We start from the raw sequence: 21,328 nt of genomic DNA, 5'->3' as shown, positions 1-21,328 counted from the left end.
AGGGTTTAACGCAGCCCCTTTTCTGCAAACAATGCGGCAGAATGGCGGCGCGACAGAATTGTCGCGGTCATCATCGTTTTTCCAGGATAATTCCCATGCCGCGCACGGCACCCATCAGAGTAAAAACGCACTTTTGTAGTGGTGCCTGCAGGCACCGATCCTGAAGGGTCTTGCAGAAGTATTTTTGTGGTAATTTGCCATGTGCATTTGCACACCCATCTCGATGAAAATGTCGCGCAGACCTCTTGTCTGCAGGCAGGCGGGGAGCCTGCGCTCCGACATTTTCGTGGTAATGTTGAAGAAATTATGTGAAGGGGTGCGCGCAATCCATGGAATTGGGGCGTAGATTAAAACAGGGCGCGGCCCCCAATTCGGGGTGAGTTTCAAATAAAAATTGGAGACCCCTATGCGCGTCTTGATCGTTGAGGACGAAGCGCGGGTGGCGCAATTCATTCGCAAAGGACTAAACGAAGCGGACTACGTTGCAGATATTGCGGCCGATGCTCATCAGGCGGAGTATTTGGCGTCGCTCAATGAATACGACCTCATTCTGCTGGACTGGCTGATCCCGGGTGCCAGCGGCGTGGAGTTGTGCCGTCAGTGGCGCGAACGCGGCATGCTGACGCCGATCATCATGCTGACGGTCAAAGACAACACCACCGATCTGATCACAGCGCTCGACAACGGGGCGGATGACTACCTCACCAAACCGTTCTCGTTTGCCGAGCTGCTGGCGCGCATGCGGGCGCAATTGCGCCGTACTTCGAGCGCGCCGTTGGTGCCGCTGCTCAAGCTCGACGACCTGGTGGTCGATCCCTCGAAACGAGAAGTGCAGCGTGGCGGCAACAAGATTTTTTGCTCCAGCCGGGAATATGCGCTGCTGGAATATCTTCTGCGCAACGCCGGCAATGTCGTGACCCGCACGGCGATTGCCGAGCATGTCTGGGGTCTGCTGTTTGAAACCAACACCAATCTCATCGAAGTTTACATCAATCATTTGCGCAAAAAATTGGACTGCGGTTCCAGACGGCCGCTGATTCATACCGTGCGCAACATCGGCTATGTCATGAAGGTGCTGGAGATCGACCAGAAGGCAGCGCGATAAACTGCGGTTTAATCAAGGTGGACTGATGCGCGGAAAAAAAATCCTGGCTGCGCCCCTGCAGATTTCCATCCTGGTGCTCGCCGTCGTTTTGCCGGCGGCAGACGAGGCGACGGGCCAGGAATTCATCGGCCCGCACGGCTATCTGACCTTTGAGGCCGAGGTGAGCAACCGGGACTCCGTGGGCTGGCACGGCACTTTCAGACTGCATCATTTCAATCTTTTCGGCAACTATCTGCTCGGTGCACGGGCGCGGGTTTTCGGCGAAATCGAATTCGAATATGGCGCGGACACCGGGAACGATGAGTATGACAACCGGCCGGCCGGCTTCATTCGCCTGGAGCGCGCCTGGTTCGAATATGCCTTCTCGGAAAAGCTGAAATTATTGCTGGGGAAATTTCTCACCCCCTACGGCATTTACAACGAAATTCACGACGCTGCGCCGGCCTATGACACGTCGCTTTTGCCCCAATCGCTTTATGGCAAGCACCAAAATCCTTTTGGCGACCTGCAACGATTTTATCCCAAGTTTTCCCTCGGCGTGCAGGCGCTGGGAAGCTTCGGCATTCGCAGCGTCTCGCTGCAATATCAATTTATTCTCGTCAACGGCCGTGGCCGGCAGGCCTTCGAGCAGGACGACAATGGCGACAAAGGCCTGGGCGCGCGTTTCACCGCCGAACTGCCCGCCGCGGGGTTGAAGCTCGGCTATTCCTTCTACACTGACAAAAACGGCCTGGCATATCACACCCGGCAAAGCACACACGCCGGCGACCTTCGCGGGGAGTTCAACGGTTGGCGCGTGAGTGTAGAGGCGGCACAGTTCCGCCTGGCGACCGGCCAGGCGCAGGCGGCGGACAGGGTGGCCACCGCTTGTTATGGCGAGCTGGCCCGCGAGCTACTGGGCCGGCAAACGGTACTGATTCGATATGATATTTTCGATCCCGACCGCCGGCGTCCACACGACTGCGAAAAGGATCTTACCGTCGGCACGAGCGTGCAAATTCTCAAACAAGCTGTGGCCAAAGCCGAAGTGCACTGGCAGCGCCGCGCAAACGCCCCCCGACGCAATCACATGCTAGCCATCACCTCCCTGGCGGTAATCTTCTAAAGACGGAACGGGAGATGCGGCTGGCAAAGTTCTTTTCGGCAAAATCCTGGATGCTGGTGATGACGATGACCGCGCTGCTTGCGACAAACGCCCCGGCGCAGATCGTCATCGTCGTTCCCGCACGCAGCCGTCTCGACAGCCTTGCCATAAAAGATTTGCAAAAAATTTTCAAAGGCCAGCCCATGGAGAGCCGCGCGGAAAATCCCCTGCAAATTGTCGAGTATGGGCCGGCCGGCGACGCATTTTATCTGCAGCTTTATAATGCCAACGCCTATGCCATCGGCAAACACTGGCTGCGGCTGATTTTTTCCGGCGAGCGTGTGCTGCCCCCCAGGAGCTTTTCCACGCCCGACCGGTTCCTAAAATTCCTGACGGCCCACGACAATGCCATCGGTTTCCTGCCGGCGGAGACGTTTGCGTCCCTCAAAAGCGATTCTGTCCGCGCGCTGGTAATCGAGGGCCACGATTATCGCCATCCGCACTATCCCTTGCGCGAAAAAAAACGCCACCCCAACAAGTAAGAAACAGCGGCATGACATCCTGTTTCGCCAATTTGCCCCTGCGCTGGAAAATCGCCGCGCCGATGATCACGGCACTGGTGCTGATGCTGGTCGCGACCTCGATTTATTTCCCGCAGCGGCACAAACAGGCGCTCCGGCAGGCGCAAAACCGCGAGGCGCAGCGTACCGCGGAATTGCTCGCCGTCGCGGTGCTGCACGTTTTGCAGGAGCGCGACTTCGGGATTTTGCAAAGCGCCATGGAGAGCATCCAGCGCGACTCGAATATCTTGTTCCTGATGCTCTTCAGCGAGAACGGCAGACACCTCGCGACCTACAACCCCGCGCGCCTTCCCGGCCTCGATTCGGTCACCAGCGGGCCGCCCGTCCTGCCCGCCGCATCGCACGCGACCGTCATTGCACATGACATCAAGGACCAGGAGCAAAAAATCACCGGCCGGCTCATTCTCGGCTACAGCACACGCGAGGTGGACCGGCAAACCCACGAATATCGCCTGGTCACCGCGATGTTCACCCTGGTGATGCTGCTGCCCGGGTTGTTCTTCATCAACGCCATTGCGCGGCAAATCACCCAGCCGATTTCACAGTTGCAGGTGCAAATGCACGAGACCATCACCAAAGGCAGTTATGCCGGGGAAGTGCGTGTGGCTTCGCGTGATGAAGTGGGCCGGCTGGCGGACGCCTTCAATCAAATGATGGCGGAATTGCGACTGCGCCATCAACACCTGGCGGAGTCACAGCAAAAATATCGCGCGCTCTACGAAAAACTGCAGGAACTGTACCGTTTGAAATCGATTTTTGTCGCCGATGTGTCACACCATTTGCGCACACCTCTGACCGTGATCGGCGGCGAAATCGAACTGGTGCTCCGCCAGCAACGTTCGCCGGAGAAATATCAGGAAGTGCTGCACATTGTCGCCGATGAAACCAAACAACTCGCCAGGGTCGTCGACAATCTTCTGACCCTGGGAAAAGCCGAAGCCGGAAACCTGGTGTTTATGCAGGAGGGCGTCGATTTGGCGGAAATTTGCATGCGCCAAATCAGGCAGGCACGGCTGCTCGCCAAAGCCAGGGGTCTGCACCTCGAGGCGGCGATCGCGAATGACAGCCTGATCTGCGGCGATTCCAACCGGCTGGCCGAAATGGTGTTCAATCTGCTCGACAACGCTGTGAAGTACACGCCCCAGGGTGGCACCATAACCGTCACGCTCCACAGCACGCCGGACACCCTCGTGCTCCGGGTGACGGACACCGGCATCGGCATTGCCGCGGAGGAACGCGACAGAGTTTTTGAGCGCTTCTATCGTGGCAACAATGCGTGCGCACAAGCAAGGGGGGTGGGATTGGGCCTGGCGATTTGCAAGAGCATCGTCGAGGCGCACGGCGGCAGCATCGAGGTTGTCAGTCAGACGGGAAAAGGCAGCACTTTTGAAGTCCGCTTGCCGCGGGCGCCAGATACCAATTGCGCATGCCCGGGCTGAACCATGCCTTCTTGCGGTGAAACGCCTGGTATCGTCGTGCAACCTTCATCGGGGAGCACATGTTGGCTTTTGGGCAGCGGACACGCCAGGTTGTTCACACGCCTTCGGTAATACCTGAATTTTGCACCCGGATTGATCCCATCAGTGGGGAACGCCGCTTTGATCGCGATGGCCGACCATCCAGGGGGTGGTGCAAAAATTTTGCAGGCAAACGTGCTGTCAACTCCGGCAGGAATGAACTGTTTTTAGTGAAGCGGCTTCCCACATTTCCCAAAACTCCGTCAGGAGTGACCTGCTTGGTTCTCCTGAAAAAACCGCGTCAGATCATGAGAAATTACCATGCCCTTATGGGGACCCATCAGAATGAAAAACGGGCTTTCGTAGTCGTGTCTTCAGGCACCGACCCTGAAGGGTCTACGACAAAATTCGCCGTATGCCTGCTTTCATTGGTTTCACGTTCCAGTTCGATAAGAACCCCGGGTGGCAGTCGCGTCCTTTCAAGCAGGTCGGTCGTTGGGCCTCGTGTATGGACAGCAGTTTTGGATACAACCTTCAACGAGCCGGTCACTGCGGCAGCCGGCATCAATCTGCTGGCCGTCATATGGAGTCGGTGGCGATCCTTCGCCATCCACTTGTAAACCGCGCTCGCACAGTTTTCAAGCAGAACGTTGTTGGCAGGTCGACTCCAACGCGTGAAGCCAGCCATGCCATGCTCTTTGTGTCGCTGGCGCCCTTGGCGGTTCAAAAAAATCTTCGCGATTGTGATAGTTTTTCCAGGGTAATATATGTTGCCTCACAGCTTTGCCTGCTACAATTATCGCCCTGGTCTTTGTACACGTCACTGCGGCACAGGGTCATGCCAGGTTCAATCAATTACTCCCGGCTTCAACCGCAGGACGCCATCGCGTGAGGCAAGATAAACCGCGCCTTGCGGGGACACCGCGATGTGGCGGGGCTTGTTGAGACGGTCGAGAACGAGCCTGGGTTGTGGTGTACTTTGAAAGTTGCGCACTAGATGCAGTCTTCCGCCGGGCCGCGGCAAGCCCTCGGTGTAAAGCAAATCCTTGCGATTGGGAAGAAGTGCAATGCCGGAAGCCGCGGTGATGCCCATGATGATGGTCTCAAGCTGGTCAAGTTCCAGATGATACCAGGAAATATTGCCACCCCCGGCGCGCGCTGATTCCAGCAGGATCAGTTCGGGATAATTCCATTCCACGGCATCCACCAGATTGAAGAAGCGTGGCGGTGACAATGCCAGGGTCCTGCCACTGGCAGGGTCCAGGATGCGGAGGCGGCGCGCTTCGACGACGCACACTTTCCGCCTGTCTGTCAGCGGTCGTATTGAGCTCGGCCAGTTCAGCAGTCCTGCGAGATCGCGGATCTTGCTGATCAAACTGCTCGCGGATTGGGCGCGGGCAAACCTGTCCATGAGATTGCCCATAAACCAAGCGGGAGGAAAAACGCGCCAGCGTTTTTGCGAACGCAAATCCACTGCATAAAGCACGCCTGCCCCTTCAATCCCCCAAAACCAGCACTGAACAACGTACGCAATCCCGTCAGCGACGGCCAGACCGCGGGCGTTGGTGAAAGGCGGACCCGCCTCTCTACTCTGCCATGTCTTGACATCATAGCGCAAAAGCCGGCCGGTGTGTCCGGAAATGACAAAGAGATCATCGCCCTGCAGATGGATGCCAAAGCACGAGGGCGCGCGATAATCATGCAACAAGTCGGCTGCCTGTTGCAGGTGTTGAGGCAACTTCTGCAGGCTTGCGGGATTCTGCAAGAGTGCGAAAACAGGGTCCAGCGGGGATTCCACTTCGGCGGGCAACGGTCGGCTGCCACGCAAACTTGTTGCCAATTGTGCACGTTCGACCCTGGAAAGCGCCAGCCGGGCGCTGAGGGTGCGTGCCACACTGCGCAACAATTCGGCCCCTTCCGGTTGTGTCATTCGCGCAAGGGCATGTTCCAAAAGTTCCTTTTCATCCCGGTGGCCGCACACGAGGGTCTCAAGAGTTTTTTCCAAATCACCCTGCAAGAACGCGCCGCACGTTGCTTCCATGCAATGGACTCTGGATTCCAGTTGCGGCAGTTCGCGTGTGATCTGCACTGCGGCAGTGCTGCCGGGATTTGGATCAACGAGCAACAAGTGAAGCTTTGGATTCGCAAACAGCGACTGCCGGATTGCACGACTGAGATGCAGGTCACGCAGACTGCAGCCGATCACCACGAGCACGTCGATTTCGCTGAGTCTGCGCAGAAACAGATGAAACAATTCGAGCAGCGCGGGCTGCAGGATATCCTTGCTATGCGCGGGAAAAAGCAGGGCAACATCAGGCACGGCAGTACGCGCCACGCGCATGGCCAGCGAGACGCGACTGCCGCTGGCAGCACGGGCCAGCAAATCGGTATCCTGATCGCGATACCAGTTGATCGAGCCGTGCAACTTGTGGAGTTTCACGGTCACATCGGGATCATCGAAGGTGCGGATATCCCATGCGCCTCGTGCATCGAAACCATCACAATAGCGCAGGTGGTGGTGCCGGCACCAAGCTTCGATAACCATGTCGTTGTTGAGCGTGAAAATTTCCAGCGGTCTGCGGATTGCCAGGATTTTCTGCAACGGGGCGAGATAACCGAGAGGGCCGTGCCGAGCGAGCGTGGTCCAGATGAATTTGCGCAATTCGTGTTGCAGCACAGCGGCATCGCGCCGCTCGGCCTGCAGCGCGGGCGTGTGCCATTCGCTCACCCGCTCCAGTAATCCCAGCAAGCTCTCAGCGTCAGGCAGGCCGGCACTCGTACTCCCACCGGCATCGATATGGCAGAGTCGTACAAGGCTGTCATGCAAAAGCGGTTGCCGGGTTGCAAGCTGCGCCAGGAAGCCGGTGGAGAGGGCTTGCAGCGTGGGCAAGCCGGCTTCAACCGAGGCGCCGGCGCCCAACAGGAAGGCACAGCGCGGTGCCGGAATTGGCATGCTCATGTGGCAAAATCGAAGGCAGGCGGTGAAGGCCGGACAGGACTGGCGATGCCGTACGGCTCAATCAGAACTCACCCACATGGCTGCAAAAGGTTCACCGGGCGCCTCCGGATCCAGAAAAAGCTCTCCGTTCATCGCATTCAACTCCTCGTTCAGGCGTGCCTGCCACCGGCCTCCGGATGTGACGTTGTTCACGTCATTCATCCGCAGTATTCTGTCGACCGGGTCAAAACGGCCCTGGCACTCCATCGTTTCATGCTCCGGCAGCAGCAGGGTGGCTGCGATGTAATTCAGCCGGCCCCGGGCAAGGATCAACTCACCTTCGGCACCCGCCCATTGCACGCGCCAGCGACCGTAGGGAAAGTGGACCGGCCGCAGCGTCTGCTCAACGATGGTCATCCCCCCTGCCGGCGGAGCGGTCTGCTCGATCTGCAGCACGTCATAGCCCTCCGCCTCGAATCGAATATGCAGCTTCTCGCCGGGTGTGGCGGCATGGCGGACTTCGGTCCAACCGCGATATTCACCATTGATCATCACGCTTGCCGGGGGATGACTGCGCACCACGATCTGTGCCTGCGTGAGTGGAGCCGTGTCGCTGCCGGTGTCTTCCTCGTCCGCGGCGGCTTCTCTGGGCGACCCCAACGGAGCGAGCAGGGTGCGATGCACGTAACCGCGCAGCGTGCCACTTTGAATTTGATACCAGTCACCCGACCGGCCGAGGAGATTGACCTGCTGACCCTGACGCAGGCTGCCGAGTTTTTGCGCCGAGGTGGAGGGGGCCGCCCGCAGGGTCACGTGATCACCGGTAATCATGCCACGGCTGGTGCTCTGCCCTGCTCCTCCCGACGACATGCCGGATTGGCGCAGCATTCCCTTGATCTGCGCGGCCAGCGCGATGCGACCATTGGCCTCACCGATCCACCATACGGCGCCGAGCAGGGAGAAAAGGATGACCAGTTTGCGCAGCGGACCGGGCGGTAGTTGGCGGACGGTGCCGATGAATATGCCGGCCAGGGCGCCACCCCATGCCCACGCCAGCAGTGGCGGCCAGGCCGGCAGCACACGCTCCAGCATCAGCAGAAGCATTGCGCCTGCCGAGACCAACACCACCGGCAACTCGGGGCGGTCGCTGAAACGAACAATCAAATGAGCGAGGCCAAGGCAAATCAGTGCCGCCATCAGCAGCACACCCGTTTGTTTCGCAATTCTGTCAGCCATGGCATTCCCGGTTTTGGTGCAGTTGCAATCACGCAGGGTTGACAGCTTTTTTGCATGAAAATCGGAACAGAATCTTCCAGACGAATGCCGCTCCCTTTTCACAGAGACGGGTCAGATAAAGCAGGATGCCGGGGGCGGGTTGTCAGCACTCTACATTTGTGTGGCAGCAGCTCGCCCGGTCAGGCCGCGTGCCGGTTCACTTCCTGGCCGCCCGTCGCCACGCCCATCCCGCCAGGAAGAGGGCAAACAGCAGGAACGCGACATAATGAACAGGCGCGCTCCGGCCAAATTCGAAGCTGCGCTGCATTACGCTTTCCCAGCTCTGGCCGGCAAAATTCATGGTGCGGCGCTGCCAGACCGCCGGGTTGCCGAACATCACGGCGAGGCGCAGGAGGAAACCGAGCAGCGCGCCGAAAAGCATTGCCTGCGCCACCTGCCGCGTATGATTCCCAAACAACGCTTTGGCCAACCTTGCCGTGCCGCCACCGGCACGCGCGGCCGCCGCAGAAATGACGCGATAGGTGCAGGGAATCAATATCTCACTCTCACCGGCGTTGGTCTTGAGGCGCAAGTCGCATTGTTGTTTACCCGGGCCGGCGGTGGCACTCACGCGCAGGGTGACAGTGACTTGGTTCTGATTGCCTTCGAGTTCGGCGGTAGACAGTCGCAACCCTGTCGGCGCGCCCTCGCTGGTGATTTTGCCATGCAGATATCCACGGCCAGGGTTCGCAATGGCAAGGGAAAGAGCTTTTTCCTGGCCGGCGCCAATCTTGCCGAAATCGAGTTTTGCCGGCGACACCGCGATTTGTGGCGGCGGCAAGGTGCGATCGAGCAGGCGGACAAAGTAATCCAGGCCCTGATCCTTGTGCTCTTTGAAGTCTGCCTTGTGCCGCTCCCATTCCGCGGCAAAGACGCCAAAGCGCGTACGCAGCCAGATTGGAAGCAAGCCGTTGAAAAGCTGATCGCGACCCGCTTGCCAGGTGCGTTCGTTGCTGTAGATTTGTTGCGCCAGTTCCTGCGGGGTGGCCGCGCTGTAACCGGGTGCAAGCAGATAGGGCCGTCCGGGGTCCAGCCAGCAGATCACCTGCATCAGCTTTTCATCCCAGGAGAGCTCCGGCTGTTCGATGGCTGCACGAATTTCCCGGGCGCGTTGTTCGTCTTCTTCCTTCACCCAGGCGCACAGCAAATCGGCCTTGCGGCCCAAAATTCCGAGGCCATGCTGCCAGTTGTGGTGCAGCATCTCTGCCAACTCTGGCAGCGTATGGGCAGAGAGGCCCGGCCCGACCAGGAAGGGCTGAGCGTGGCGCTCGGTTCGGGCGGGCCGCACTTCCACCTCCTCGCCGTTCAACCAGCGCGTCACCTGCTCATAGCCCCAGCGATCGTCAATCGCTTTGGTCAACAGGCCTGCCAGCAAGGACTGCAGGCGCGGGCTGCAGCTTGCCGGAATGTCGACTTTTTTCGCCACGTGTGCCGTATAGACGGCTTCATCGGTCCAACCCTCAAAGGGACTGCGTCCCTTGAGCAACGTCAAGATCGTGATGCCCAGGGCGTAATAATCCGTCTTCGGATGAACCTGGTTGAGGTATTGTTCCGGTGCGGAAAAATGTGTGGTATGATGCGCCGTGGTTTTGTGCAGCTCCTCGCCTTCCTCCATGATCGAGCTGATGCCGAAATCGCCCAGCACCACATCGGTTTTATCAGGATTGCGGTAAAAGAGATTCGTGGGTTTGAGATCGCGGTGGATGATGCCGCGGCGGTGGCAGAAGTGCAGCGCATTGTTGATCTCTTTCACGATTTGAATGACCTGCGCTTCACTCATGCTCCTGCCCGGCTCGTAAACCGGGCCGCCGCGGGCATATTCCATCACTTCATAAAAACGGCCGCTCCACTCGCCGAAGTCGAACACGGCGATGATGTCCTCATGTTTGAGCCCCTTGAGCTGCTGCACGACGTCGCGCTTGGGTTTGAAATTGCCGCGATAAAGCTTGACCACCACCTTGCGGCCGTCGCAGGACAAATCATGACACAGATAAACCTCCGCCTCCCCGCCGGCATCCGAAAGGGCTTTGACGATCTCGTATTTCCCGTCGATGCGCTCGCCCGGCCGCATGCTCACCGCCGCAGTGGGCGTGAAACCCTCCGGCATGCGTTTGGTTTCCGCTGCACCGCCTGGCATGCGTTTGGTCGGATCGGCTGCCGGCATGCGTTTCGTCAAATTCGCCATCTCGCTCCCCTCGTTTCAGAGTGCAGTGATTAAAGTGCTTCGATCAACACCACGGTAATATTGTCGCTGCCACCGTTGTCATTGGCCAGCTTCAGCAACAGCTCGCCCCGCTCGGGCAGGGTTGCCTGCGCTTGCAGCGCTTGCTCCATCGCCTCCACGGGAACCAGCTCGGAAAGGCCATCGCTGCAGAGCAGTAAGATATCCCCACTGGTGAAGCTGATACCGCTCTTGATTTCCGGCGCGCACGCCCGGCCCGGTCCGCCGCCCAGGCTGTTGAAAATTTCCCGCGATGAACTGTTGACCATGACGCCGTGGCGTTCCATCATGCCCGCGGCAGAATGATCCTGGGTGAGTTGCTGCAGGTAGCGCTGGTGGTAGCGGTACAGCCGGCTGTCGCCGGCGTGGAAGGAAAAACACGCCTCCTCGCGCAGCAGGATGCCAACCAAAGTGCAACCCATGTCCGCATGTTCCGGAACGAGCAAAGCCTGCTGCCGGAGCACATTATCCGCATGCAGGATCAATTGGTCGAGCTGGTGCACAACTTCCTCCGTGCTCATCTCCGCTTTGAGAAAGTATGGCACTTGCTCCGCGAGAGTTTGCAGGACGATGCGACTGGCCAGCTCGCCCGCCGCATGACCGCCCATGCCGTCCGCCACCGCCACCAACAGACCGGGATGCCGCACCAACTCCGCACCCGCAGGCAGATGCAACGTCACCCCGCCGAGGTTTTCATGAATGCCGGCGAGGAGAAACCGGTCTTCATTCACCGTGCGCACTTTGCCCGTCGCACTGGTGCCATAAACGTGAAGCGCATTCATGCTCATCCCCGGAAAGTGAAGGTCACCATGCCCAGCCGTAGTTTGTCGTTGGCCTTGATCTCGCGCGGCTGGCCCTCCGGCAGCAATTCCTCGTTGAGCCAGGTGCCGTTCGTGGTGCGCTCGGGCCGCACCAGCCAGCGCGTGCCTTGCAGCAGGAAGGTCACATGCCGGCGCGAGATGTAATCGCTGTTGGGCACGGCCGAGACATCGACATCCCCGGGTTTCTGAATCTCGCGGCCGACGGTGGTGTTGGGCAGGATGAGAAAGGGCGGAAAGCCGGGCACCTCACACACGAGATGGGCGCTGGGCACGGCCATGCGCCGGGTGGCATCCCGAGGTGCCGCAGGATTTGAAATCTCCGGCTGTGCCGGGGCCGGGACCGTCGCGGTTGTCGATTCTGGCTTCCCGGCAATGGCCTCTTTGCGCAAGGGCCGAACCGTGCTGATGTCTTCCCCACACTTGCTGCAAATGGCTTCCTGGGGATGATTCTCGTGTTGACAGTAGGGGCAGATTTTCACCAAGCCATCCACGACATGCGCCTCCTCATGTTCCAACCATGTTCGAGATTGCAATCGGTGAGGCAGAGATCCGGCGGCAGAGACGCACAGCGAGGCGCCGGCTCAATCTTGTTTGACTTCCGCCTCATCCGACGGTAGTGCCGCCCGCAGCTTCCTCCGCAAAGCTGCCGTCACGCCGCGCGCCGGCAAACCGATTAAACTCACCTTCCCGTCTCCCAACCATTGCAATTGCAGCAAACGCCGGGCGGGAGATTTGGCCTGGCAGAACGCGGCATACTTTTGCGCACGCTCGCTGAGCAGCAACAGCCGCTGATTGTCCGAGCCGCGCCAGATCTTTTCATGGCTCGTCCCGACTTCGAACCGGCCGTCCATCAGCAGGTCAATCCAGCGCAGGACCGCGCGCTTGTCCGGATCGCGCCAAATTTCCTCGATGGTGAAACCGGAGTAAACCAGCACGTCCCTGTCCGGAAATTCCGCGGCAACACCTTGCAACAAAGCAGCCAGTGCCGCGGATTGCTCGAACGGCTCGCCGCCGCTCACGGTCAGACCGTCACATTCCCGCAAGCCCGGCCGCAGTTTTGCCAGCAGCGCCGCCACCGGCAGGCGCTGCTCCGGCCGGCGCACGAAGAAGTGAGGCGACATGCAGCCGGGACAGTGCAGCGTGCAGCCGGTGAGCCACAATCCGACGCGCCGCCCCGGACCGAGCACCGTGATCGGCCAGGCGTAATAACCAACGTAGATGTCATGGTGCAGGGTGCTCATGGAACCCCTGGAATTTTCACAGCTCCCATCGCCGACAAAATACTTCAGTGAGGCGTGAAGCATGCCCACGCCTGCCGGCAGGATACCTGATGCGGCAAATTTTTGGGAAAAGCAAAACGGAATCCTTCAGTAACGTGTGGAGGGGCGCAGGCATCTCCGCTTGCAGACAAGATGTCTGCGCTACGCCCCTGCACGCAGTTGAGCCATTACGGCAAGACATCTGTTTTCACCGCGAAGTCGCAAAGAATGCGAGGCTCGAAAAAACTGGTTTGTTAGATTGGGGACGGCGACCGGAAGGCAAACCAGATTTGATCATAGGTGCTGCTCATCACGAACCTGATGCCTTCGCGGTTCTGGATAATTCCAGCCCAAAAGTTGGTGCCCTTGGGCAGGATGCCTGCGCTGCTCCACCCGGCAAAGGCGTTGCAACACCGGTCGCACCACCCTCGGAAGAAATCATGCCTCTCACGCGCTGCATTCCAATTCATACTGCCCGTGTTGATTTTGGTGTATGCCGGTGATGCCCAGCCTGTTCGGCAACTTTTCACCATAATCAAAGAGCCGGCGCGCCAGGGGATTGACGATCACGGTTTCGATCAGATTGCCGGCGCCGCGGCCTCCCATTTCCAAATTTTGCACCGCCGCGTCATGGAGATGCTGGATCACCGCCGGTGCGAAGTCGAGCTCCAGATGCAGCCGTTCGCGCGCGTCTTTCACAATCTGCCCCAAAATCTTCTTGATGATTTGGGCCATCACCTCCGGCTTGATGTAGTTGAACACCACGAAGTTGTTGCCAAAGCGGTTGAAGATTTCAGGCCGGCCGAGCTTGTACTTGAAATGATTCTCGATGGCGGCCAGGATTTTTCCTTTGACGTCTTCAGGTTTCATCCCAGGATCGGTCAGCGCTTTTCTCTCGCCGCCGGGCAGCTCTTCCACGGTGCCGAGGTTGCTGGTGAAGATGATGAGTGTTTCGGAGAAATAGACGGTCTCGCCCCTGCCGTCGGTCATGCGGCCGTCCTCGAGAATCTGCAGGAACTTGTCCAAAATGTTGCGGTCGGCCTTCTCGATCTCATCGAAGAGCAGCACGCAAAACGGATTCTCCTTGACCTTGTTGGTGAGCTGGCCGCCCTCTTCGTAACCCACGTACCCCGGCGGCGCGCCCAGCAGTTTCTGATCGGAATGCTGCTGCGAATACTCGCTCATGTCAAAGCGAATGCACGCCCGTTCATCATGAAACAGCAGTTCGGCCAGCCCCTTGGCCATCTCGGTTTTGCCGACGCCGGTGGGGCCGGCAAAGAACAGGATGCCTTTGGGCTTGTTGGAACGTGCAGAATGCTGGATGCCGGAGAGGCCAAGCTTGGCGCGCTTGAGAATGTCGGTCACCGCATTGATGGCCTCCTCCTGTCCCAACACGCGCTCACCGAGGATTTTGGGGGCATCGTTCAAACGCGCCGGATCGAGCTTGTTCCACTTGCTTTCGATCTTGCCGAACTTGTAACGCTCGACGATCTCGCGCGGCTTGTGCAGCGGCAGCTTTTCGCGGTGCGACAGGGTGCGCAGGCTGAACAACTCGCTGTTCGACAAACCCTGGGTGAAATCGACGAAGGCCGCCAGCGTTTCCTTCAGATTGAAGGCCTTCCCCTCTTCTTTGTAAAAAAGACGCTCGGTGGCTGCAAGAAAGGCCCGGCGCTCGTCCTCGTCGGGGAAATCGATGTGCACCGAGCGGCCGCGTGGATTGTTGAGATAGAGCCAGGCCGGCAGATCATTGAGCTTGTCGCAGATGAGAAGGGTAAGATTGCTTTTGCCCTGTGCCACCGTGGCCTCCAGCGCACATTTGAGCAGGCCGAGAAAATAAAGCCGCTCATGATCCTGAAGCTGCTGCGGCGTGGCCAGCAGACGCGAGGCATGCTCGAAAATCAAGACACTGCCATGCAGGCTGTTGCGCATCAACGCGCGTGCCGCCGCGATGGTGTGGTGAATGTAGCCGGTCGTGGTTGGCCGGAAACGCTGCAGGGCATCGCGGCCGCCAGCGCCCGCTGCTGTGACCTCCTCCTTCGGCAGCAGCGAGAGAAAGGTTTGCTGCATCTTCACCTCGGGCTCGCCCAATTCATCGGGAAAGCACAAGCCATCCAGCGGATCGAAAAAGCCGATCAGCTCGTAGCCCCGCTCGCGAAAGAATTTGAGCAGATACTGCCGCAGGGTCAGCATTCTCAGGGAGGCCTGGGGGGAGGCGGTCGCCGAGAAATCGCACACCCGATCGTGAACGTTGCCATGCAAATAAAATTGCGTCTTGATGCCAAGATAGCGGTCGATTTCCCGCACCCAGCGCGGTGCGTGGTCTGATGTCATGCTATTGCCTCGAATATTTTGGGGATCGCACGGCAACAGCGCCGGACTGCCGGCGCTGCACCCGGGCACTCTGGCGAATTTCTTCAGGGCGCAACTCATGCAGGCTCTTGAGCTCGCGCGCATCAACCGTGAGCTGCACGCCCTGCTGCGCCAGGCGCTCGGCAATGCGGTCGTAGTCGCTGCACCATTTGTCGCGTTGCTGTTCGAAGGCCAGGGCCTCGGCCTGGTCAGGCAGGGTCGGCGGGTCTTCCGGAACCAGATGCACGACGTGGCTGATCATGCTGCCGTCCGGGCCGATGCTGATCTCCACCATCTCGCCGCCGGGAATGTAGGCTTCGAATCTGCCGGGCTGATCGGGCATGACGACCACTTCATAGCCCATGTCTTCGAGATGTTGCTGCATGAGGCGCATGAGCTGCTGACGTTCGCGCGCATGGCGTTGCCACTCGCCTGCCGTTCGCTCCAGCTTTTCAACCTGTGGCTGCTGTTCCTGCAGCGTTCGTTCCCTGGCCGCCGGATCGGCCACGGTGAGCGCTGCCATGATCCGCTGTTGGCACTGCGCGGCGCGCTCGCGCAGCGACGCCGGTGGTTCACTCGCGAGCAGCAAATCGAGACGCGCCTGCAGGTTGATCAGGCGCTCCGTGCACTCTGCGTCACGCTTCGCTTCCGCCACAGCCTTCGCCTGACAGGCCCGCGTCACTTCACGCAGGCGTTGCTGCAGGCCCTTGAGGGTCGCGAGATTGTAGGCATAGTCCCCGGAATTGTCGCTAACCAGACTCTGCGCCGCCTCTCTGATTTCGCGGAGATCCCCGGGAGCGAGACGTTCCAACAGAGCCTCTTGATCGAGCAAATCGGCTTCGAATTTGCGGATGGCCTCCAGCCATTGCGCCTGTGCCTCCAACTGGGAGGCCGGGCGTTCGTGCTGGGGCTGGCCGAGCGCCGCTTCGATTTTGCGCACGCTCTCGTAGACTTCGGCGTAGCTGCTGGACTCATCGGCCTGCAACGCCTTGATCTCTGCTTCCAGGCGCTGCCGCTGCACCATGCTCAAAGTGGACTGCGCCAGTTTTGCCCGCAGCCGCGCCACATCACTTTGAACCTGCGCGCGCTGCAGTTCCAGTCCGATCTGCACCGCCTGTTGGGAGAGCGCCATGCGACGCTGCGCCGCAGCCTCGCGCTCCCTTTTCTCGCGCTCTTGCCGCTCGCGTTCCTGCCTTTCACGCTCCAGCCGTGCCCGCAATTCCGCCTCGCGACGCTCGCGCTCGCGGCGCTCCCGCTCTTCGCGGCGCCGGCGCTGTTCTTGGGATTCGTATGAACTGGACGAGGAATGAGTGTAATTGCTCATGGCCTCACCATGAAAATTGTGCAATCGTTCGCAGCCGCCTCAATGCGACGGTCACGGGAGGAATGACAGCCTCGATCAGGCGACCGCATAGCGCCTGGTCAGCAGCGTGAGCGAGAAACCAACACAATAGCCGGCGAGATGAGTGCCCAGCCGCCGTCCCGGCGACCACACGCTGAACAGAATGGCCAAAACCATCAAGAGGATGATGAAAGAGAGAAATCGTCTGAAACCCGGAAAGAAACTGCGCAGCAACAAACCGCCGCCGGCCAGCATGACCAGCAGCAGCACAAAAACGCCCTGCCAGGCAGCCCACGCCAGGCGCAGACCCTCCACGATCAACTCAAAGGCCTTCTCAAACAAAAAACCCGCGACCAGAAAGAGCAGAGCCAAAGGCAGGTCACGCAAGCGCGGCGGGGCACCGGCAGCGGCAATTTCAGCCAGAATCGCGAAGCCCCAACCCCACAGGAGAAAAAGCGCGGGCAAAACCCGCGACGGCCAGCTCAACTCGGACCCCAGTGTTAGCATGAGAACGGTCGGGAGGTCCAGGATTACACAGATAAACCCCACCGCGAAGATGACGGCGCGATTGCTCACACGTGCTACCCCTAAATGGTTTCATCCGGCCGCACACCACCGGACATGATTCCGGCGTGCAGCCTGCCTCTGAAAAAAGACAGCCACCCAATTACCGCATTTTATTCGGATGAAGGGAAGTCCACTTCTTGTCATTTTGCGGGAGTTTTTCCGCGCTCACCGTCCGATCTTCAAAGATCGCAATGATGCCAGTGCCGGAGAAAAGACTTGCCACAGGACAAACAGGCAGGCCCCCTTCGCACAACCGAAAATGCTGCAAGTTATCAACGCAACCGGCGCCTGTTCAAGCGGGATGCAGTGCAAATGTTGTGGGAGAAAACTCGAAGTTGCGGGAAGCACCGGGATTTGGGGCACCCATGTGTATTGTGCGTGGAATATTGCAAAATCGTGTTTGACGCACAAGAGAAAATTTCGGTATCGCAGCAGGGGCAGATATACCGTCAAATCGCGGCGCCGGGCAGCCTGCGATTCGAACCGGTGGGTACCTTCGTCACCTTCACTTCGTCAGGCCGGGGTGGTGCGGCATTCAGCGAGTTGATGCAAGCGGGCCCGGGAAGTACGGCCACGTTGTCTTACTATTCAATGCGCTCATCTCTTGCACCTTCTCCCTCATCCCCGCCGCATTCGAATCTTCGATCTCGGCGTAAATTCCCGGCGCCGTTTTCGCATGCTTCAGCGCTTGCGCAAAATCGCCGGGTTCGAACGAGGCGATCACCCAGCCCACGCATGAGTTGCAGCGCTTCTCCGTGATGTTTGGTGGTGTGACACGCAGTTTGCCGGCTTCATAGTGCAGCGCTGCGGCGCAAAAAAGCCGGCGCCTTGTCGAACTCGCCGAGGTTCGCGCACGCCAGCCCCCACGTTGTTGCAAAGCCTGGCTTCGAGCTGTTTCGCGGTGAGGGCTTGCGCAAATGCGCAAACCGGAATCGCCGCCTCGCCCGACGCCGGCATTGTAATGCCTCAAGGGCAAAAACAAAATCGAGCCAAAGCGTCCTCTGTTCCGTTTGCGTGCGAGGCCATTGCCAGCCGCTGCGATGCGATTTGGCCTCGGCGAGACAATGGCGCGCATGCCGCTCGCAGGCCTGGTCGAGGGGGAGGATTCTGCCCATGCTCATTCACCGCCAGGCGTTGAGCTGTTGCTCGGCCATACCGCGCACCATCGCTCACGCCTCGTAACGTTGATAGCCGCGCGCGAGCAGCTCATCGTAGTCGGTGAAGTGATGACACACATGCGCCTGAAGCGCCAGCTGGATCGCTTCGTCATCGAACCGTTTGGCGGCAGCCCTGCGTCCTACGCGGCCGCTGTATTTGCGGCAGGCATACTCCGCGATCTTTTCCGCAGCTTCAGGCGGACATTTGGGAAACAAACGGAGCACGTGCTTACCGAAAGCCTTCACGTATTCGGCATCCAGCTCGGCACGGCGTTCGGCTTCGCGCTCGCGCCGGCACACTTCCTCGTCGGCCAGACATTCTGCTTCGGCCTTGTCCAGCGCTTCGGATTCCACCAGAATGCCCTGGCGCTCGTATTGTTTGCGCGTGCGGCTCCCTTGCAAAACTTTTGCATGCAGCCGCGAGTGCTTGGTCGCGCGCCGTGTCAGGGCGGCATCGCTGCGTGGGAGGTAAACGAGATGATCCAAATCCGCACAGGAAAGGCAGCGCGCGCCTTTTTCTTTTTCCAACGTGATGAAACTGCCCCGCTACAACTCCCTGCCGCATTCGCCGCATTGGGAGTCGTTGGGGATGATGTAGACCAGCAGGTTCCAGGATTTTGGTGATGAGGTGGACACGGCGGGAATCACGCTATTCATTTTGCAATTTTAATGACCTCCCGATTGCGATTCATCGGCTGTCCATTCCTTCACCCACACTTGCTTGCCCTCAAACACGATGGCGAGTTGCCGAATCTGTTGCACGCCGCGCGCACGTGGCTCGCCCGCGTATTTCCTCCCCGCAATCTGCTCGAAGGCTTTGGCCATGGCGCTCTCCCGCGTCTCCCCGCGCCGACTGTTGACCTTTTTAAATTCGATGATGATCCCCGCCTGGCTCACCTCCCGCGGAATCAGCATCACATCGTACCGCCCATAGCCCGATTCCTGATTGTTCCTCACCTGGTAACGGTCGGAGAGCCACACCAATAGACCAATGGTGAAAGCTTGATAAACTTTCTCCGCATCCCGGCTGGTCGCATCCCAATAACTGAAGCTGCGTTCCACCAGCTCGGCAGGCAATTCCTCAAAGGTCTCCACATCCCCGTTGAGAAACGCCTGCAGCAAAATTTCGAGCTTCTTGTTCTCCAGCCGTTTCGCAAACCAACGCTCGACAATGTTGATATAAATGCTGCGAACCTCCCAATTCGGTACCGTCAACTGGCACAACGTCTTGGCAGGGTCAAAATCGTCCGGCCGCTGGGAAGAATATCTCAAATACCCCCAAACAGCAAAAAACTCCACAGCAAATCCTCCCGCTGCTCGATCTCGGCAAACACGATGTTCTCCTCCACGAGTTTCTCCACGCTCCCCCCGGCGATCAGGCTCTCCAGCTCGACTTTCAGCTCCCGCCCACCTCGCGTCAGCAACTGCTCCACGATGGCGTTGTCCGAAGTATTCAGCCAATAGGGACGGCACTCCTTGTCGGCACTGTTCAAGTAATTGACCAGTGACCAGGGATTGTAGACGACCCGATCGCCAAAGGTGTAGCCATTGTACCAATCTCTGACACGGTCATAAGCCGCGAGCAGGTCGAATTCTCGCAAAGCCTGCTCGACTTCTGCCTCCTTCAGGCCAAAAGCCCCGGAAAACTCGGAACGCAGCAGCGTGAATACACCCAGGTTGTTCAACCCCGAAAAGATCGATCCCCGCGCCACCCGCATGATCCCGGTCAGAACCCCCTTCTTCCAAAAGGGATTGTCCTTCAACCCGCCACTGGGAAAATTGCGCATGAACCCGATGATCTCATTGTAATAGCCGTTGACGTATCCCGCCTGGATCGGCGTGTCGTATTCGTCGATCAACAACATCACTCTTTGCCCGTGAAAACGCGCCAAAAGCTGTGACAGTCGCTCCAGGCTCTTTTCATATCCGCTTTGCGTTGCATTCAAACTGACAATGTCACCATAGTACTTCCTTTCCTCACTCTGCAGTTCTTTGGCATTGCGCAAATAGTCATGACGCAAAAACTCCATCTGAATGGTCACTTGCATCTTCTCCCGCGCACTTTGCCAATTCGATTCCTTGATGTCTTTGAAGGTCAGGTAGATCACCGGATGCCGGCCCTGCATGGCGCGATAGGCCTCGCCCGCCTGCCAAATCCGCAAATGCCGAAACAGGTGACTGGTATCACTCTCGCTCTTCTCGAAAAAATAGCGCAGCATGGAGAGATTGAGCGTCTTGCCGAAGCGGCGCGGCCGCGGAATGAGCAGCGCCTGCGCGCCGTTGTCCATCTGCTCCTTGATGAACAGCGACTTGTCCACATAATAGTAATTCCCCTCGATCACGTCCCGGAAATCAGAGCGGCCGACTGGCAGTTTCTTCATGGCAACACCTGGATCTGGACTGGGGCTTGGCTTAGCGTTGCTTGTGATGATCAAACACAAATTTTTATTTTGCACGGGTCAATTCCTGCCGGCACAAATCATTGATGCCTGGCACCGGAATGTTTTGTCGTGTTCCTCTGGAATTGCAGACCAGCACATGCTGAAGCATTTTGGCCTGATTCCGGTTCCGTCGCGTGATGCGCGTGGCACGCGTCTCATCTCCGCCAATCTGTAGCTTTTCCGGGTCAATCTCGATGCCGTGAATTTTACAGCGCTTGCACTCGTCGGCAAAAGCGACAACGATAAACCGGCTCCCAATCGAACCTTTACTGCGCCACCAGTTCGCATTACTTTTGACACAACATCTGCGCATGGGCCCCCAGCAACGTGTGCATCTGAGAACGACTGCCGGCCGCCCCCCGCAGGCGGCGCTTGAACAACTCGCGCACGACGGGCCGGGCATCTTCAACCTGCCACACGGCCTGCAGCGCCGCAGGATCAATGTTGCCGACTGTGATACAGTGGTGAATTGTTCCATGCAGGTCCATAGCGCTGCCCACGAGCCTGCCGAATGACCAGCGCCAGCGTGACGAAGGCCGCCACCCCGAAAACCAGCCACAGCATTCTCCGATACCGCTGCAGTACAATCTCGCGTCCAGTGGCGGTATCCACCCGGTGAACCCATCTTGAAGCTTGCCACAGTAAGAGATATTTTTGAACTTTTTTCAGCGCGCGCTTTTGTGGCGACCAGCCGGAAATGGCAACCGAATGGCAATTCAGCCAACAACACT

At 58.7% G+C, this 21,328-nt stretch carries 19 protein-coding genes; 5 read left to right on the top strand and 14 right to left on the bottom strand.

All coding sequences use genetic code 11. From position 1 onward, the window contains the following. Positions 1–406 precede the first annotated feature (406 nt). From ONB52_22120 to ONB52_22105, 4 genes are read left to right on the top strand one after another with little or no spacing between them, the layout of a single operon-like run. Complete coding sequence (locus ONB52_22120; protein ID MDZ7418831.1) at positions 407–1,105, top strand: response regulator transcription factor; 699 nt, start codon at positions 407–409, stop codon at positions 1,103–1,105. 25 nt (positions 1,106–1,130) lie between these two features. Then, positions 1,131–2,210, top strand: a complete 1,080-nt coding sequence (locus ONB52_22115; protein MDZ7418830.1) for a hypothetical protein — start codon at positions 1,131–1,133, stop codon at positions 2,208–2,210. A 14-nt stretch (positions 2,211–2,224) separates the two neighbouring features. Then, the gene (locus tag ONB52_22110) at positions 2,225–2,731 is read left to right on the top strand and encodes a hypothetical protein (protein ID MDZ7418829.1); all 507 of its coding nucleotides are present in this window, start codon (positions 2,225–2,227) and stop codon (positions 2,729–2,731) included. Between the two features lie 11 nt (positions 2,732–2,742). After that, positions 2,743–4,209, top strand: a complete 1,467-nt coding sequence (locus tag ONB52_22105) for a HAMP domain-containing histidine kinase (GenBank protein MDZ7418828.1) — start codon at positions 2,743–2,745, stop codon at positions 4,207–4,209. An 865-nt stretch (positions 4,210–5,074) separates the two neighbouring features. On the opposite strand, the gene ONB52_22100 is transcribed toward ONB52_22105, so the two are convergent. From ONB52_22100 to ONB52_22040, 13 genes are all read right to left on the bottom strand, one after another. Beyond that, a complete protein-coding gene (locus ONB52_22100; protein ID MDZ7418827.1) occupies positions 5,075–7,186 on the bottom strand; it encodes an SIR2 family protein in 2,112 nt (703 codons plus the stop codon). A 57-nt stretch (positions 7,187–7,243) separates the two neighbouring features. Then, entirely contained in the window at positions 7,244–8,401 is a 1,158-nt protein-coding gene (locus tag ONB52_22095) for an SH3 domain-containing protein (GenBank protein ID MDZ7418826.1), read from the bottom strand. Between the two features lie 196 nt (positions 8,402–8,597). Then, positions 8,598–10,625: a serine/threonine protein kinase gene (locus ONB52_22090; protein ID MDZ7418825.1), complete on the bottom strand. Its 2,028-nt coding sequence runs from the start codon at positions 10,623–10,625 to the stop codon at positions 8,598–8,600. A gap of 29 nt (positions 10,626–10,654) precedes the next feature. Continuing rightward, positions 10,655–11,443, bottom strand: coding sequence for a protein phosphatase 2C domain-containing protein (locus tag ONB52_22085; GenBank protein ID MDZ7418824.1), 789 nt, complete (start codon positions 11,441–11,443; stop codon positions 10,655–10,657). 2 nt (positions 11,444–11,445) lie between these two features. After that, positions 11,446–11,760 (bottom strand): FHA domain-containing protein, encoded by a 315-nt coding sequence (locus ONB52_22080; protein MDZ7418823.1) that lies wholly within the window; start codon positions 11,758–11,760, stop codon positions 11,446–11,448. 303 nt (positions 11,761–12,063) lie between these two features. Beyond that, positions 12,064–12,723, bottom strand: a complete 660-nt coding sequence (locus ONB52_22075; GenBank protein MDZ7418822.1) for a radical SAM protein — start codon at positions 12,721–12,723, stop codon at positions 12,064–12,066. 465 nt (positions 12,724–13,188) lie between these two features. Next, complete coding sequence (locus ONB52_22070; protein ID MDZ7418821.1) at positions 13,189–15,072, bottom strand: AAA family ATPase; 1,884 nt, start codon at positions 15,070–15,072, stop codon at positions 13,189–13,191. A gap of 1 nt (position 15,073) precedes the next feature. Continuing rightward, complete coding sequence (locus tag ONB52_22065; GenBank protein MDZ7418820.1) at positions 15,074–16,414, bottom strand: gp58-like family protein; 1,341 nt, start codon at positions 16,412–16,414, stop codon at positions 15,074–15,076. 75 nt (positions 16,415–16,489) lie between these two features. Then, positions 16,490–16,939, bottom strand: coding sequence for a hypothetical protein (locus tag ONB52_22060; GenBank protein ID MDZ7418819.1), 450 nt, complete (start codon positions 16,937–16,939; stop codon positions 16,490–16,492). A gap of 595 nt (positions 16,940–17,534) precedes the next feature. Next, the gene (locus tag ONB52_22055; GenBank protein MDZ7418818.1) at positions 17,535–18,074 is read right to left on the bottom strand and encodes a hypothetical protein; all 540 of its coding nucleotides are present in this window, start codon (positions 18,072–18,074) and stop codon (positions 17,535–17,537) included. Between the two features lie 94 nt (positions 18,075–18,168). Continuing rightward, on the bottom strand, positions 18,169–18,684 hold the full coding sequence (locus ONB52_22050) for a DUF2293 domain-containing protein (protein MDZ7418817.1): 516 nt from the start codon (positions 18,682–18,684) through the stop codon (positions 18,169–18,171). Between the two features lie 138 nt (positions 18,685–18,822). Continuing rightward, complete coding sequence (locus ONB52_22045; protein ID MDZ7418816.1) at positions 18,823–19,428, bottom strand: PD-(D/E)XK nuclease domain-containing protein; 606 nt, start codon at positions 19,426–19,428, stop codon at positions 18,823–18,825. Beyond that, entirely contained in the window at positions 19,425–20,537 is a 1,113-nt protein-coding gene (locus ONB52_22040; protein ID MDZ7418815.1) for an AAA family ATPase, read from the bottom strand. The genes ONB52_22045 and ONB52_22040 overlap by 4 nt, the downstream gene beginning before the upstream one ends. Here ONB52_22040 and ONB52_22035 point away from each other — a divergent pair. Further along, a complete protein-coding gene (locus ONB52_22035) occupies positions 20,536–20,772 on the top strand; it encodes a hypothetical protein (protein MDZ7418814.1) in 237 nt (78 codons plus the stop codon). The two genes, ONB52_22040 and ONB52_22035, sit on opposite strands and share 2 nt — an antisense overlap. A 263-nt stretch (positions 20,773–21,035) precedes the next feature. Here the strand turns inward: ONB52_22035 and ONB52_22030 are convergent. Continuing rightward, positions 21,036–21,328, bottom strand: a 293-nt coding sequence (locus ONB52_22030; protein ID MDZ7418813.1) for a hypothetical protein, incomplete at its 5' end; no start/stop codon positions are given.

The organism is candidate division KSB1 bacterium, from assembly GCA_034506255.1.
Classification (GTDB): domain Bacteria; phylum Zhuqueibacterota; class Zhuqueibacteria; order Zhuqueibacterales; family Zhuqueibacteraceae; genus Coneutiohabitans; species Coneutiohabitans thermophilus.
This window is presented reverse-complemented; position numbering and strand designations above follow the sequence as displayed.

Bases quoted from the DNA above. Each gene is read 5' to 3' on its own strand.
- ONB52_22120 (MDZ7418831.1), top strand. From the start codon at position 407: ATGCGCGTCTTGATCGTTGAGGACGAAGCGCGGGTGGCGCAATTCATT.
- ONB52_22115 (MDZ7418830.1), top strand. From the start codon at position 1,131: ATGCGCGGAAAAAAAATCCTGGCTGCGCCCCTGCAGATTTCCATCCTG.
- ONB52_22110 (MDZ7418829.1), top strand. From the start codon at position 2,225: ATGCGGCTGGCAAAGTTCTTTTCGGCAAAATCCTGGATGCTGGTGATG.
- ONB52_22105 (MDZ7418828.1), top strand. From the start codon at position 2,743: ATGACATCCTGTTTCGCCAATTTGCCCCTGCGCTGGAAAATCGCCGCG.
- ONB52_22100 (MDZ7418827.1), bottom strand. From the start codon at position 7,186: ATGAGCATGCCAATTCCGGCACCGCGCTGTGCCTTCCTGTTGGGCGCC.
- ONB52_22095 (MDZ7418826.1), bottom strand. From the start codon at position 8,401: ATGGCTGACAGAATTGCGAAACAAACGGGTGTGCTGCTGATGGCGGCA.
- ONB52_22090 (MDZ7418825.1), bottom strand. From the start codon at position 10,625: ATGGCGAATTTGACGAAACGCATGCCGGCAGCCGATCCGACCAAACGC.
- ONB52_22085 (MDZ7418824.1), bottom strand. From the start codon at position 11,443: ATGAATGCGCTTCACGTTTATGGCACCAGTGCGACGGGCAAAGTGCGC.
- ONB52_22080 (MDZ7418823.1), bottom strand. From the start codon at position 11,760: ATGGCCGTGCCCAGCGCCCATCTCGTGTGTGAGGTGCCCGGCTTTCCG.
- ONB52_22075 (MDZ7418822.1), bottom strand. From the start codon at position 12,723: ATGAGCACCCTGCACCATGACATCTACGTTGGTTATTACGCCTGGCCG.
- ONB52_22070 (MDZ7418821.1), bottom strand. From the start codon at position 15,072: ATGACATCAGACCACGCACCGCGCTGGGTGCGGGAAATCGACCGCTAT.
- ONB52_22065 (MDZ7418820.1), bottom strand. From the start codon at position 16,414: ATGAGCAATTACACTCATTCCTCGTCCAGTTCATACGAATCCCAAGAA.
- ONB52_22060 (MDZ7418819.1), bottom strand. From the start codon at position 16,939: ATGCTAACACTGGGGTCCGAGTTGAGCTGGCCGTCGCGGGTTTTGCCC.
- ONB52_22055 (MDZ7418818.1), bottom strand. From the start codon at position 18,074: ATGCGCGCCATTGTCTCGCCGAGGCCAAATCGCATCGCAGCGGCTGGC.
- ONB52_22035 (MDZ7418814.1), top strand. From the start codon at position 20,536: ATGGCAACACCTGGATCTGGACTGGGGCTTGGCTTAGCGTTGCTTGTG.
- ONB52_22040 (MDZ7418815.1), bottom strand. From the start codon at position 20,537: ATGAAGAAACTGCCAGTCGGCCGCTCTGATTTCCGGGACGTGATCGAG.